This is a genomic window from Pseudomonas fluorescens, from assembly GCF_902497625.1.
GTDB lineage: Bacteria > Pseudomonadota > Gammaproteobacteria > Pseudomonadales > Pseudomonadaceae > Aquipseudomonas > Aquipseudomonas fluorescens_BQ.
This window is the reverse complement of sequence record NZ_CABVGX010000070.1, coordinates 1-14,354: the sequence shown is the minus strand read 5'-3', so window position 1 is coordinate 14,354 and position 14,354 is coordinate 1. Positions and strand designations below refer to the sequence as shown.

General features: G+C 59.9%; 14 protein-coding genes. 5 read left to right on the top strand and 9 right to left on the bottom strand.

Annotated features, from left to right (window positions below; translation table 11 throughout):
* On the bottom strand, positions 1–605 hold a 605-nt coding region (locus F8N12_RS27995), incomplete at its 3' end, for an MFS transporter (protein ID WP_224787752.1).
* A 92-nt stretch (positions 606–697) separates the two neighbouring features.
* Between F8N12_RS27995 and F8N12_RS26285 the strand changes: the two genes are divergently transcribed.
* A complete protein-coding gene (locus F8N12_RS26285; protein WP_150582989.1) occupies positions 698–1,237 on the top strand; it encodes a TetR/AcrR family transcriptional regulator in 540 nt (179 codons plus the stop codon).
* A 161-nt stretch (positions 1,238–1,398) separates the two neighbouring features.
* A complete protein-coding gene (locus F8N12_RS26280) occupies positions 1,399–4,869 on the top strand; it encodes a PAS domain-containing hybrid sensor histidine kinase/response regulator (protein ID WP_150582988.1) in 3,471 nt (1,156 codons plus the stop codon).
* A gap of 222 nt (positions 4,870–5,091) precedes the next feature.
* Here the strand turns inward: F8N12_RS26280 and rmuC are convergent, their stop codons facing one another.
* Positions 5,092–6,456, bottom strand: a complete 1,365-nt coding sequence (rmuC, locus tag F8N12_RS26275; RefSeq protein WP_191623223.1) for a DNA recombination protein RmuC — start codon at positions 6,454–6,456, stop codon at positions 5,092–5,094.
* A gap of 175 nt (positions 6,457–6,631) precedes the next feature.
* Positions 6,632–6,955, bottom strand: a complete 324-nt coding sequence (locus F8N12_RS26270) for a sel1 repeat family protein (RefSeq protein WP_150582986.1) — start codon at positions 6,953–6,955, stop codon at positions 6,632–6,634.
* A 993-nt stretch (positions 6,956–7,948) separates the two neighbouring features.
* Between F8N12_RS26270 and F8N12_RS26260 the strand changes: the two genes are divergently transcribed.
* The 3 genes from F8N12_RS26260 (at position 7,949) to F8N12_RS26250 (ending at position 10,359) form a co-directional block, all read left to right on the top strand.
* On the top strand, positions 7,949–8,173 hold the full coding sequence (locus tag F8N12_RS26260) for a hypothetical protein (RefSeq protein ID WP_028621654.1): 225 nt from the start codon (positions 7,949–7,951) through the stop codon (positions 8,171–8,173).
* A 285-nt stretch (positions 8,174–8,458) separates the two neighbouring features.
* On the top strand, positions 8,459–8,941 hold the full coding sequence (locus tag F8N12_RS26255) for a hypothetical protein (protein ID WP_150582985.1): 483 nt from the start codon (positions 8,459–8,461) through the stop codon (positions 8,939–8,941).
* Positions 8,942–9,087: 146 nt separating this feature from the next.
* Complete coding sequence (locus F8N12_RS26250) at positions 9,088–10,359, top strand: OmpP1/FadL family transporter (protein ID WP_150582984.1); 1,272 nt, start codon at positions 9,088–9,090, stop codon at positions 10,357–10,359.
* Positions 10,360–10,448: 89 nt separating this feature from the next.
* On the opposite strand, the gene F8N12_RS26245 is transcribed toward F8N12_RS26250, so the two are convergent.
* From F8N12_RS26245 to cobC, 6 genes are all read right to left on the bottom strand, one after another.
* Positions 10,449–11,000, bottom strand: coding sequence for a glutathione peroxidase (locus tag F8N12_RS26245; protein ID WP_150582983.1), 552 nt, complete (start codon positions 10,998–11,000; stop codon positions 10,449–10,451).
* A 55-nt stretch (positions 11,001–11,055) separates the two neighbouring features.
* Positions 11,056–11,178: a hypothetical protein gene (locus tag F8N12_RS28080; RefSeq protein ID WP_263596529.1), complete on the bottom strand. Its 123-nt coding sequence runs from the start codon at positions 11,176–11,178 to the stop codon at positions 11,056–11,058.
* On the bottom strand, positions 11,175–12,383 hold the full coding sequence (locus F8N12_RS26240; protein WP_150582982.1) for an MFS transporter: 1,209 nt from the start codon (positions 12,381–12,383) through the stop codon (positions 11,175–11,177). The genes F8N12_RS28080 and F8N12_RS26240 overlap by 4 nt, the downstream gene beginning before the upstream one ends.
* Before the next feature lie 52 nt (positions 12,384–12,435).
* Positions 12,436–12,840 carry a MarR family winged helix-turn-helix transcriptional regulator gene (locus F8N12_RS26235; protein WP_150582981.1) on the bottom strand — a complete coding sequence of 135 codons (405 nt, stop codon included), beginning with the start codon at positions 12,838–12,840 and terminating at the stop codon, positions 12,436–12,438.
* Between the two features lie 155 nt (positions 12,841–12,995).
* The gene (locus F8N12_RS26230; RefSeq protein ID WP_150582980.1) at positions 12,996–13,730 is read right to left on the bottom strand and encodes an adenosylcobinamide-GDP ribazoletransferase; all 735 of its coding nucleotides are present in this window, start codon (positions 13,728–13,730) and stop codon (positions 12,996–12,998) included.
* Between the two features lie 2 nt (positions 13,731–13,732).
* Complete coding sequence (gene cobC / locus F8N12_RS26225; protein ID WP_150582979.1) at positions 13,733–14,308, bottom strand: alpha-ribazole phosphatase family protein; 576 nt, start codon at positions 14,306–14,308, stop codon at positions 13,733–13,735.
* Positions 14,309–14,354 lie beyond the last annotated feature (46 nt).

Here is a 14,354-nt window from a genome sequence, read left to right as displayed (position 1 = left end):
GGAACATGCAGCGTCGGCCGCAACGATGCCCACGCGCCGGGCTGCGCGCTGACCGTTTCCGGCAAGCGCCAGACGTAAAATGCCTGCAAAACAAACATTGCGAACAGCACCCAATAAGAAAGCTGCAGCGGCCACGGCGCATATTCGGCCAGCAAGCCGCAGCCCATCGCGCCGAACGCCATGCCGAGCAGCGGCGCGACACTGTTGACCAGTGGCCCCTGCTGGCGGTCAGTGTCCAACAATGCAGCACTCAACACCGCCGTGGCCATCCCCGTAGCAAAACCTTGCAACACGCGCGCGCTGATCAGCCATGCGACGCTATCGGCTTCGATGAACAGCATCATCGCCAGGATGTTGAGCACGACTGCGGCGAAAATCACCGGTTTGCGCCCCAGGTAATCGGACAGCGAGCCTACGGTCAGCAACGCAGCGAGCAAACTGATGGCGTAGACGCCGAAGATCAGTGTCAGGGTCGCAGCGGAAAACTGCAGCTGTTCCTGATACAGGTGATAGAGCGGCGTCGGTGCCGTGGAAGCGGCGAGAAAACTCAGTAAGGTGATCGCCAGAAACCACAAGCTGGAACGGTTGGATACTGAACTGTGCATGGGCAATACTCCGCAAAAGCTAACTTTTTGCTTTTGCGGAGTGTGCTACCGACCCGCCCTTAAAGCAATTTCTTTGTGTTAAGGTCTGACGTATGGCTATCAAAGAAGGTTTACGCCCCGGTGGCAGAAGCGCCCGGGTACAGGAATCGATTCATTCGGCTGTGCGCGCACTGCTCCAGGAGCAGGAGCGCTCCAGCGTGACCGTGCCGCAAATCGCCACGCGTGCGGGAGTAACTCCATCGACCATTTACCGGCGCTGGGGGGATTTGTCGGCGTTGCTCGCCGATGTGGCGCTGGCACGGATGCAGCCCGATGGCGAACCGGCCAACACAGGCAGTTTGCGCGGCGACATCCTCGCCTGGGCGGAGCAGTTTCTGGATGAAATGAGCTCCGAACCCGGGCGCGACATGCTGAGGGACGTGCAATCGAGCCCGACGCCGGGGACTTGTGTGACGATCATCGGCGGGCAGCTGCAGACCATTCTGGATCGCTATCCCGCTGAGCCCCAGCCGAGTGTCGATCGGTTGATCAATCTGCTGGCAGCACCGATGGTGTACCGGATTCTGTTTGCGACCGCACCTTTGGAGGTGGAGGCATTGCATGGGTTGGTCGAGATTGCGTTGAGCCAGTGAGGCCGCCTTCGCGGGCAAGTCGGAATGCCGCAGATCCCGCTGAATGAAATCCTGCGACACCCCGCCACGCCTCGACCTTGGTCGACACTGACGAACGCCGGCCGGCGTGCGAGACTGTCGTGCCGGGCGGGAGTCCCGGTTGTCTTTTGCCGGGAGTTTCCATGTCGCTGTCCAGCGGGCTGATCGCCGCCGTTGCCCTGGCCTATATGGCCGTCATGTTCGCCATCGCCTTCTACGGTGATCGCCGCAGCACGCCGCTGCCGCCCAAGGTGCGCGCGTGGGTCTACAGCCTGTCGCTGGCCGTCTATTGCACCAGCTGGACCTTCTTCGGCGCAGTCGGTCAGGCCGCTGAACAGCTCTGGTCGTTCCTGCCGATCTACCTCGGGCCGATCCTGCTGCTGGTCTGCGCGCCGTGGGTCCTGCAGAAAATGGTGATGATCAGCAAGCAGGAGAACATCACCTCGATCGCCGACTTCATTGCGGCCCGTTATGGCAAATCACAATCGCTGGCCATTGTCGTCGCGCTGATCTGTCTGGTCGGCGTGCTGCCTTATATCGCGTTGCAACTCAAAGGGATCGTGCTGGGCGTGAACCTGTTGATCGGTGCCGGTGCCGATGCGATGGGCACGCGCGCCCAGGACACGGCACTGATCGTGACGCTCGTGCTGGCGCTGTTCACTATCGTCTTCGGTACGCGCAACCTCGACGCCACTGAGCACCACCGAGGCATGGTGCTGGCGATTGCGTTCGAGTCGCTGGTCAAGCTGTTCGCCTTTCTTGCGGTCGGCGCATTCGTGACCTACGGGCTGTACGACGGTTTCGAAGACCTGTTCGACCAGGCCATGCTCGCACCGCGTCTGGAAGAATACTGGAAGGAAACCATCAACTGGCCGTCGATGGTGGTGCAGACCGGAGTGGCGATGATGGCGATTATCTGCCTGCCGCGGCAGTTCCACGTGACCGTGGTGGAAAACATCGACCCGCAGGATCTGCGCCTGGCCAAGTGGGTGTTCCCCGCCTACCTCGCTTTGGCCGCGTTGTTTGTAGTCCCGATCGCGCTCGCCGGTCAGATGCTGCTGCCCAGCTCGGTGCTGCCGGACTCCTTCGTCATCAGCCTGCCGCTGGCGCAAGCACACCCTGCGCTGGCGATGCTGGCGTTTATCGGCGGTGCTTCGGCCGCCACCGGCATGGTCATCGTCGCGAGCGTGGCGCTGTCGACCATGGTTTCCAACGACATGCTGTTGCCGTGGCTGCTGCGCCGCAACAACGCCGAGCGGCCGTTCGAAGTATTCCGCCAGTGGATGCTCTCGGTGCGCCGGGTCAGCATCGTGATCATTTTGCTGCTGGCCTATGTCAGCTATCGCCTGCTCGGCTCAACGGCCAGTCTGGCCACGATCGGCCAGATCGCTTTCGCCGCTGTGACCCAGCTGGCCCCGGCCATGCTCGGCGCGCTGTACTGGAAACAGGCCAATCGCCGCGGTGTGTTCGCCGGCCTCGCCGCCGGCACCTTTCTGTGGTTCTACACACTGGTCCTGCCGATTGCCGCCCATAGCCTGGGCCTGTCGTTAAACGCTTTTCCAGGGCTGGCGTGGTTGCACAGCAATCCGTTGAACCTGCCGATCACACCCTTGACCCAAGGCGTGGTGCTGTCACTGGCCGGCAACTTTACCCTGTTCGCCTGGGTGTCGGTGCTGTCCCGCACACGCGTTTCAGAGCACTGGCAGGCCGGCCGTTTCATCGGTCAGGAAATCAGCGCCCGCCCCAGCGCCCGTTCGATGCTGGCGGTGCAGATTGATGATCTGTTGCAACTGGCCGCACGATTTGTCGGTGAGGAACGCGCCCGCCAGAGCTTCATTCGCTTCGCCTATCGCCAGGGCAAAGGCTTTAACCCGAACCAGAACGCCGACAGTGAATGGATCGCCCACACTGAACGGCTGCTCGCCGGTGTGCTCGGGGCGTCATCGACTCGCGCCGTGGTGAAAGCCGCCATCGAAGGTCGCGAAATGCAGCTGGAAGATGTCGTTCGGATCGCCGACGAAGCTTCTGAAGTGTTGCAGTTCAACCGTGCGTTGCTGCAAGGCGCCATTGAGAACATTACTCAGGGCATCAGTGTGGTCGATCAGTCGTTGAAACTGGTGGCATGGAACCGGCGCTACCTTGAGCTGTTCAACTACCCGGACGGTTTGATCAGCGTCGGTCGACCGATTGCCGACATCATCCGGCACAACGCCGAGCGCGGTTTGTGTGGTCCCGGCGAGGCAGAAGTACACGTTGCCCGCCGCCTGCACTGGATGCGTCAGGGCCGCGCCCACACCTCTGAACGACTTTTCCCCAACGGGCGCGTGATCGAGCTGATCGGCAACCCGATGCCGGGCGGCGGTTTTGTCATGAGCTTCACTGACATCACCGCGTTTCGCGAAGCCGAGCAGGCGCTGACCGAGGCCAACGAAGGGCTGGAACGGCGCGTCACCGAGCGTACTCATGAACTGTCGCAATTGAACGTGGCCCTGACCGAAGCCAAAGGCACTGCCGAATCGGCGAACCAGTCGAAAACCCGTTTTCTGGCGGCGGTCAGCCATGACCTGATGCAACCCCTGAATGCCGCGCGCCTGTTCTCCGCCGCCCTCTCCCACCAGGATGACGGCTTGTCCAACGAAGCGCAGAAGCTGGTCCGGCATCTGGATACTTCGCTACGTTCTGCTGAAGACCTGATCAGCGATCTCTTGGATATTTCTCGTCTGGAGAACGGCAAGATCAATTCGGATCCGCAGCCGTTTGCGATCAATGAGTTGTTCGACGTGCTCGCGGCCGAATTCAAGGCGTTGGCCGGTGAACAGGGGCTGGACTTCCGCGTTCGCGGCAGCAGCATGCGCGTTTACAGCGACATCAAACTGCTGCGGCGAATCCTGCAGAATTTCCTCACCAACGCTTTCCGCTACGGCAAAGGCCCGGTGCTGCTGGGCATACGGCGACGCCAGGGGCAATTGTGTCTGGAGGTGTGGGATCGCGGCCCGGGAATTGCGCAGGACAAGCAAAAAGTCATCTTCGAAGAATTCAAACGCCTCGACAGTCACCAGACCCGCGCCGAAAAGGGCCTGGGATTGGGGCTGGCGATTGCCGACGGGTTGTGCCGCGTGCTGGGCCACACGTTGCAGGTTCGCTCATGGGTGGGGCGCGGCACGGTGTTCAGTGTCAGCGTGCCATTGGCACGGGCGCAAACTGTAGCGCCAGTCGCGGGCGCAGAGGTTAACGGGAAACTGTTGAGCGGCGCGCAGGTGCTGTGCATCGACAACGAAGACAGCATTCTGATCGGTATGAACAGTCTGCTGACGCGCTGGGGTTGCCAAGTCTGGACCGCGCGCAATCGCGCGGAATGCGCGCAACTGCTCGACGCGGGGATGCGCCCGCAACTGGCGCTGGTGGACTATCACCTGGATCATGGGGAGACCGGAACCGAACTGATGGCCTGGCTGCGCACGCGCTTGGGCGAACCGGTGCCGGGCGTGGTCATCAGCGCGGACGGTCGTCCTGAAATGGTGGCTCAGGTGCACGCGGCAGGCCTGGATTATCTGCCGAAACCGGTGAAACCGGCGGCGTTAAGGGCGTTGTTGAGTCGGCATTTGCCGTTGTAGCGGCGAGGGGGCGGAGATTCGACTTGGTTGCGAAGAGACCGCCGGATTCACTTTCAATGTTTGTTGACACGCCGCCATCGCGAGCAGGCTCGCTCCCACGGTGTTGTCTGTGTACGCAGAGTGTATGGCCGACCATTATTCAAACTGTGGCAACAGAGCTTGCTCCCAGTGAGTTATGCGGGGCGCTGCGGGAGCGGGGGTGTGCAGGCGAAGCTGAATTAGTTACTCCGGCAACTCGGCCAGGCCATCCACATCCGTCATCGCCCGCTCCAGCAGATCTGCCGGCAAACTCTTGCTCGCCCGTGCACCCAGCAATTTCAGCTGCTCGCTGCGGCTGACCAGATTGCCTCGCCCCTCTGTCAGCTTGTTGCGCGCCGAACTGTAGGCTTTATCCAGCTGTTGCAGACGATTGCCGACCTCATCCAGATCCTGGATAAACAACACGAACTTGTCGTACAGCCAACCGGCACGTTCGGCGATTTCCCGGGCGTTCTGGCTCTGGCGCTCCTGCTTCCACAAGCTGTCGATCACGCGCAGCGTCGCCAGCAAAGTGGTCGGGCTGACGATGACGATGTTGCGGTCGAAGGCTTCCTGAAACAATGTCGGTTCAGCCTGCAAGGCTGCAGAGAATGCCGCTTCGATCGGCACGAACAACAACACGAAATCCAGACTGTGCAACCCATCGAGCCGCTTGTAGTCCTTGCCGGCCAGACCTTTGACGTGAGTGCGCAACGACAGCACATGCTGTTTCAGCGCGATCTGGCCGATGCCATCGTCGTCTGCCGTTACGTACTGTTGATAAGCGGTCAGACTGACTTTCGAGTCCACCACCACCTGCTTGTCGCCCGGTAGATAAATGATCACGTCAGGCTGGAAACGCTCGCCATCAGGACCCTTGAGATTGACCTGGGTCTGGTACTCGCGGCCCTTTTCCAGGCCAGCATGCTCAAGCACCCGCTCCAGAATCAGCTCGCCCCAGTTACCTTGGGTTTTCTGGCCCTTCAGCGCACGAGTCAGGTTGGTGGCTTCGTCGCTCAGACGCAGGTTGAGTTGCTGCAGACGCTCCAGCTCTTTGGCCAGCGAAAAACGTTCTCGGGCCTCCGCCTGATAGCTTTCTTCGACACGTTTTTCGAAGGACTGGATGCGTTCTTTCAACGGATCGAGCAATTGCCCAAGGCGCTGCTGGCTGGTTTCGGCAAAGCGCTGTTCACGCTCGTCGAAAATCTTGCCCGCCAGCTCAGCGAACTGCGCGCGCAGCTCGTCGCGCGAGCCTTGCAGATCGTTGAGGCGTTGCTGATGGCTTTCCTGTTGCTCACGCAGTTCGGCATTGAGCGAGGCGGCCTGCGCATCCAGTCGGCGCAACTCGGCCTCTTTGCCGGCGCGTTCGATGTTCCAGGCGTGGGCGGCGTCGCGGGCGTCATCACGCTCGATCTGCAACAGCTCGACTTCCCGCCTCAGCGCCGCCAGGTCAGCTTGTTTGGTCGCGTTAGCCTGGCCGAGGTCAGCTATCTCGTCGCGGCAGGCTTCGAGCTGGGCGTTGAGCCCGTCCTGAGCCAGATTGGCCATGGCCAGACGCTCTTCCAGCAAGGCCACGTCAGACTGCTTGCTGCTGGCTCGGCGCTGGCGCTGCCACGCCAACACCAGAAGAGGCAGTGCAGCACCCGCCAGACCGAGCAATATGCTGGTCAAGTCCATAGCCATAGCCATTCCTGCCGATGAATTAAAGCTTGAAGGTTAACCAAGGCGTCAGGTCTTGGACAGCTCAGTCTTCGACCAGGCCAAGTTCCTGCAAGGCGCGGCGATCGCCCGCCCGCGCCGCCTGACGCAATAGGTCGTGGCCGATACGACGGTCGCGGGCATTCCCGCATTCACGGCACATCAGCTGGCCAAGGCGACTTTGCGCAGCGACTACGCCTTCGCGGGCCGGTTGCTTGAGCAAACGCCCGGCCAGGTGTTTGACATTGGTGCTCTCACTCAGGCGCGGGTTGTCGAGCAGCCACTCGGCCACGCGCATCGACATACGCTTGGGTGGGGTAACACCGGAAGGTGTGGAGGTAACGGATTCTGGTACTGAGCGAAACTTCATAAAGCACTGTGGGACAGATCGGAGGCGCGCCACTCTACTCTTTTTTTCTGACAGGTAAAGCTCGGAAATTCCCGGCACGCCCGTCCTAGAGCAAGCGCTCGGGACAATCCACAGAAGCTGTGGATAACTCAGTGGACAACCGCCCTTGAACTCTCGCAAAGCCCTGTGGAACGGGGCTCGCAGCCAAACTGACGATTTTTTCACCAGTAAAAAAAAGCGATGTTTTTCATTGACTTAAATTTCGGATACAGGCACCCACTCTCGACGCAGGCAATATGACATCTCTGTGACTGCCTATGGCACCTTTGTGCACAAGTTACTTCGTGATGGGCATATGAGCGCGCTTTTTCGGAGCGTTTTTTTGCTGCGCCTGGATATGAATCGCCCTTCCACCGGTCCAGGCCCGAGGATAGAGCGATGGACGGTAGCGACCGATGGTCGGATTTGCCTCTATCGGAAACAGTAATCAGGCAGCAGTTCGGCGCTGCAATGTGATTAAACTCTGGGCCAGGAGCGCGACCAACACTGTTTTAGTGCATGCGCCTTCCCTTTCCCAGCTCATTGCGTTATCATCCGCGGCGTTAGTACCAAGCTGAAAGTCAATTCTGGTCGAACAATCCCCCCGGTAAGCCTCCTTTACGGATACCCCTACCGAACAAGCGGGATCGACCACCTCGATGGTTTCCAGGTAAACCTTGCGTCAACACAGCCTTTGAATCAAAAGCAAAGGGTGTTGCGAAGACCACTTACTCTGACCGAACCAGCCTGCAAATTGATCAGGATCTTCACCCCGGGCCCAGAACCTTTGCCCTTGATGTGCTGCCTGCCCTCCTAAGTACCTACCTGCCAGCCCAAGCGCGCCATTTATCAGCGCTTCAAACTGGCTGCTTTGTTCCAGTCGGGTTCTTCGTACGACCAACGGTGGTCGACGTCACTGGAACGTTTTAATTTTGCACGGCTCTTATCCGTGTCGCTTGTAGGAACACCATGACTATGTCTACTCAAATCCACACCCAGGATGCTATCCGCGCCCTGACCAATGCTTTTGCCCCAATGAACTGCCTCATCATGGCCGCTCGCAAAGGCTGCTTCAGCTTCACCCTGGTCAACGAACACGGCATCGCCCGCCATAGCGAACGCCTCTACCCCGATCAGTACTCCAGCGCCGAACCGCTGCAGGCCGTGATCGAGCGTACGCGTCAGGCACTGGTTGCCTGATACGCCGCAAAGGCCGCAAAGGCCGCAACACTAAAAGCCTCGCTGAAATGCGGGGCTTTTTATTGCCGAAAATTTCTTATTCGAAGCATCCGGCCTAAGCACCAAGGGATATAACGGTTATAACTCGAAGCCGGAAATATTTTAAAAACAGTCCTTTACAGCGCGAATATGACACTACACTTCAACTCAAGCGGTGTACGCCGCTCGCGGCGAGCCTGATTTCGATCCACTGCTGCCAAGGCCCCCTTTCAGGACTCGCCGACCACTTCACGTTCCGAGGGTGTTATGGGTATCGCTGCCAGCGAACTGTGTCGTTATGTGATTCGCCCGACCTTGATCTATCTCGGACGCCATAGCGCAACCGCCGAATCCCTGCTGCTAGGCATCGCCGCCAGTCAGTCTGCCCTTGGCTCTGCCCTGCACGACCGCCGTGGACACGGTTTGTACCGAATCAACGAACCTCGCCACCAGGCGCTTTGGGATCATTACCTGGCACTGGATCCGGAACGTGCCAGTCTGGTTCGCGGACTGGCCAGCCAGCACGCGTTTCTGAGCGGGCCCCACCTGGAATTGACCGTCAATCTTCGCTACGCCACGGCCATCGCCTGGTTGCTGGTCGAAGAGCAGAACACCCCGCTTCCTGAAGCCGACGACCTGTTGGGCATGGCCAGAATCTGGCGTCAGACCTTCCAGCCTCAAGGCCGCCTGAGAGACTTCACTTGCGCCTGGCAAACCTGTGTTTCACCGCTGAATCAGGTCGCCTGCTGAATCCCCATCTTCGAAAGATCGTGCAACACGGCCTGAAGATGGTCGGATTGTCCTACAAAACCGCTCTAACTCAACGCATACAGCCTATAGCGCTGGGACGAAAATGTTGGTAATTTTCGCCCCGGTGATCACCAGGAGTTCTAATAATGAAAAAAGTAATGCTCAAAACCACACTTACCCTCGCCGCTGCCATGGCATCCACCCAGCTATTTGCGAGTGGCTTTGCCATCAACGAACAAAGCATCAGCGGGATGGGTACTGGTTTTGCCGGGCGATCTTCGACTGCCGATGATGCAAGTACAGTATTTGGCAACCCTGCCGGCATGGCGCGCATCAAGCGCGAACAAGTCACCGGCGGCGCTGCATTCCTCGACGCACATACCGATATCAGCGACGCGCGCTCCACCCCGCGCGCTGGTAGCAATGATGGCGACATGGTGCCGTTCATTGCCGTCCCAATGGGCTACTACGTCAAGCCAATCGACGACAACTGGGCATTCGGTGTTGGTGTATACGCGCCTTTCGGCCTGGTGACCGATTACGAAAACGGCTTCGCAGGCCGCTACTTCGGCACCAAGAGCGACGTCAAAATCGTCACTGTACAGCCGACCATGAGCTACGCGTTCAACGACAAGGTCTCTATCGGTTTCGGCCCGACCATCAACCGCATCGACGGCAAACTGGAATCGAACCTGTCGCTCGACCCGCGTGCAGCGGATGGCCAGGTCAAGATCAAGGGTGACGACACCGCACTGGGTTACAACATCGGTATTCTGGTTCAAGCCACCGACAGCACTCGCGTGGGCATGACCTATCACTCAAAAGTGAAATACAAACTGGAAGGTGACACCAAGGTCAACTACGGCCTGCTCGCCGCGCTGGGTCAGAACCCGAACCAGAAGTTCGACGCTTCCCTGGACCTGACCACGCCTGAGTCGGTCGACTTCTCGGTCACTCATGAGCTGAATGACCAATGGACTCTTTATGCAGGCAGCACCTGGACTCGCTGGAGCCGCCTGAAGGAAATCACCGTTGAAAACGATGGTGTGCCTGCCGCTCTGGCCGCCCGTGGTCTGGGTGTTATTACCGAAGAACAAAACTGGCACGACACCTGGGCTCACGCCATCGGTGCTTCGTATCAGCTGAACAAGCAATGGGTTCTGCGCAGCGGTTTCTCGGTTGATCAGGCACCGACCAACAACGAAAACCGTTCCCCACGCATCCCGACCGGCGATCGCAAGATCTTCAGCCTGGGCGCTGGCTGGAGCCCGACCGACGACCTGACCATCGACGTAGCGTATTCGTACCTGATGGAAGAGTCGGTCAAGGTCAACAACAGCAACGGTCGCCAGACCTACAGCGCCAAGTATGAAAACTCGGCGAACGGTTTTGGTGTTGGCGCGACCTACCGTTTCTGATGATTCACGGCGAGGCTGAACGCTCCGCCGCCTGAATCGAAAAAGCCCCGCGCTCTGGTCCAGAGGCGGGGCTTTTTTACGCGCGTCGATCAGGGTTGCGAAGCGATGGCTTTCTCTACAGCGGCGATGAATTCAGGGTCATCCGGTTTGGTCAGGCTGGAAAAGTCGGCGATTACCTTGCCTTTGCGATCGACCACGTACTTGTAGAAATTCCACTTCGGCGCGCTACTCTGTGCGGCCAGCACCTGAAACAGATTGATCGCATCGTCACCGCGAATTTTCTGCGGCTCGGTCATGGTGAAGGTGACGCCGTAATTCACGTAGCAGACCTTGGCAGTTTCTTCGCCATCCTTGGACTCCTGCTTGAAATCATTGGACGGCACGCCGATGACTTCCAGCCCTTGCGACTTGTAGCGCTGATTCAACGCTTCAAGGCTTTTGAACTGTGGGGCGAAACCGCAAAAGCTGGCGGTATTGACCACCACCAGCGGTTTGCCGGCGAAGCGCTGACACAGGTCGATGGATTCCTTGGCACGCAGCTTGGGCAACGAGCCCTTCAGCAGCTCCGGACACTGCGCCGCTTGGGTCATCGCTGAAAACGCCACCATCAATACGGGAACTGCCAGCCAGCGCATCTGCATGTTCGTGCATCCTTGAGAGATCGTCTGCAACGAAGTTACTCGCCCTCACAGCCTGCTAGCAAGCGCCCATGCCCAACTGCATCAACGCCAGCCCGCCCTGCTGCCAGCCCCACCACGCCAGCGCCAGCAGTAAAGCGCCGCCCGCACCGACGGCGAGTCGTGGCCAGAGACTGTTCATACCGTACTCACCTGAGCCTGCAGGCGCGCCACCGGCCGCTCGCGCACCGGCCAGTTCAGCGCCGCGGCCAGCAGGCTCAAGAGAATTGCTACCTGCCAGATCAAGTCGTAACTCCCGGTTCGGTCATACACGACCCCGCCCAACCAGCCACCCAGGAATGAGCCGAGCTGATGGAAGAGGAAAACGATGCCACCCAGCATGGACAGGTTTCGCACGCCGAACAAGGTCGCCACGGTGCCGTTGGTCAATGGCACCGTCGACAGCCACAGGAAACCCATCGCCATGCCGAACAGGTACGCAGACATGGTGGTGACCGGCGCCCACAGGAACAACCCGATCACGACGGCCCGTAACAAATACAAACCGGTGAGCAGACGTGGCTTGGACATGCGCCCGCCAAGCCAGCCGGCCGTGTAAGTACCGAAGATATTGAACAGGCCGATCAGCGCCAGCACCGTGGTGCCGACGCTGGCAGGCAGATGCTGATCGACCAGGTAGGCCGGCAAATGCACGCCAATGAACACCACCTGAAAACCGCAGACGAAAAAGCCGAAGGCCAGCAGCCAGAATCCCGAGTGTGAGCACGCTTCGCGCAGGGCCTCGGACAGCGTCTGCTCATGGCCGAGCGTCGGCAAAGGCTTGTCCTTGAGCATGCTCACCAGCGGCACGATGAGCGCCACCAGCAGACCCAGCACCAGCAGTGCTGCCGACCAGCCAAGCCAGCCAATCAGCCCCAGCGTGCCGGGCAGCATGGCGAACTGGCCGAAGGAACCGGCGGCACTGGCGATGCCCATGCCCATGCTGCGTTTCTCCGGCGGCACGGCGCGACCAACGACGCCGAGGATCACCGAGAAGGACGTGCCGGACAGGCCGATGCCGATCAACAGGCCGGCGCTCAAGGACAAGGTCACCGCCGAATCGGACAGGCCCATGCAGACCAGGCCGACGGCGTAGAGAATACCGCCGACCAGCACCACTTTCGCGGCGCCAAAGCGGTCGGCCAGGGCGCCGGTAAACGGTTGCGCCAGGCCCCAGATGAGGTTTTGCAAGGCGATGGCGAACGCAAATGTTTCACGTCCCCAGCCGAACTCAGCGCTCATCGGCGCGAGAAAAAGCCCGAAGCCGTGGCGCACGCCCAAGGACAGCGCCAGAATCAGCGCACTCCCCAACAGTACCCAGCCGCACGTACGCCACATCGATGTCATTATTATTCTCCGCTAGCGGGTATATACCCGCTTAAGGTCGAACGAACCGGCCTCAGGCCAGCTCATCCAAGAGTTTCAACAGGATTTCGCGTTTTTCAGTGCCGAGGCGATCGACCAGACGTTGCTGCGCCGCTTCCCATGCCGGCAAAGCGGCTTCAAGGCGCTGAGCTCCGGTGTCGGTCAGCTTGACGATACGATTGCGCATGTCATCGCCCTCGACCAGCAACACCAGGCCTTCGCCTTCCAGTACACGCAGATTGCGCCCGAGGGTGCTGCGATCCAGGCCCATCGCCTCGGCCAGGGTGGAAATACTCGGTTGATCCAGACGCTGCAGATTGCACAGCAGAGAATACTGGGCAACGTTGATTCCGAAGCCGTCCAGAGCGCCGTCATAGTGCCTGCTGACGCCACGAGCGGCGCGACGCAGGTTGATGCATAAACATTGGGATTCGAGCATGGTGCGTGTATATACCCGCGAAAAGATAAAAGCAAATATTTAGATACATCTCACCTCGCAGAAGCGAACGGTACCTGCGGTCCGACTTGGTCGCGAAGAGCGATGATGCAATTTTACGCGCGGACCGAGTCGTCTGCTTCGCGAGCAAGCTTGCTCTACGGGAGCAGTGCAAGGCTGACCAAAAGGGTGACTTCCAGTAACTCCAGTAGCGCTCCGGCGGTATCGCCGGTGGTGCCGCCCAATCTTCGAATCGTTACCTGACGGAGCCAGGCGAACAGCAGCGCCGCTACAACGACGGCGATAAACCCGTCGAGGCCTGCCAGGACAACACAAGCCACTGCGCAAATCAGCAACACCTGCCAGGCAGCCGAGCGCGGCAGATGATCCGCCAACGCCTGACCCAATCCTCCAGGGCGAACGTAGGGCGTCGTCAGAAATAACCCCAGCAATGAAGCGCGCCCCAGCAACGGAACAATAATCAGGAAAACGCTGTTGTGCTGTTCGATCAGCGCCAGCAGCGCGGCGAACTTTAGCAGTAGTACCAGCACCAGCGTCACGACGGCAATCGGTCCGCTGCGCGGATCTTTCATGATGGTCAGCGTGCGTTCCCGATCTCCAAAACCACCCAGCCACGCATCGGCGCTGTCGGCCAGACCGTCCAGGTGCAGCGCGCCGCTGAGCATCACCCAAACCGTCAGCAGTAACGCGGCATGCAGCAGCAGAGGCGTGCCGAGCAGCAGCGAATTGAATCCCCACAGGATCACACCAAACAGCAACCCCACCAGCGGGTAGAACAGCAGCGAACGGCCCAGCTCTTGCGGGGCCGGCATGCCCGGCAGGCGAATCGGCAGGCTGCTGAGAAATTGCAGGGCGATCCAGAAAGGCTGCATGCTCAGCTCACTTCCTTCAACAAACCCGCGGATTCGACCGACAGGGAAAACATCGCCCCGTGGCTCACTTCGACATTCAGCAACCGTTCACGTGGCAACCCGCGCGCCTGCGCCAGCAATAAACGCATGACTCCACCATGGCTGATCAGCAGCAGCCGCTCGCCGGCATAAGCCGCATGCAGACGCTCGACAGCGGCAAGCACGCGGTGTGAGAAATCCGCAACTCGCTCACCCTGAGGCGGTGTGAAGGCATAAGGATCTGCCCAGAACAGGCCCAACGCCTCGGCATCGGTCTCCATCAACGCCGCCGCGCTCTGCCCTTCCCACGCGCCAAAATGCAGCTCTTGCAGATCCTTGTCCAGCAGCACCGGAACGTTCAATTGCGCGCCTAAAGTTTCGGCAAATCGTGCGCAACGTTGCAACGGCGAGCTGATCAAGCGATCCCAGGGGCCCTGCTCGACCACTGCAGCGCGCATTTGCGCCCAGCCGGTGTCGGTCAGCGCGTCATCGAGACTGCCGCGCAGGCCACCGCCGAGTTCGGTTTCGCCGTGGCGCAAGAGGTCCAGGCGCAAGGTCATGCCGGTCGATCCGCAACGGCGGCTTCGGCGAACGTCGCCATCTGGC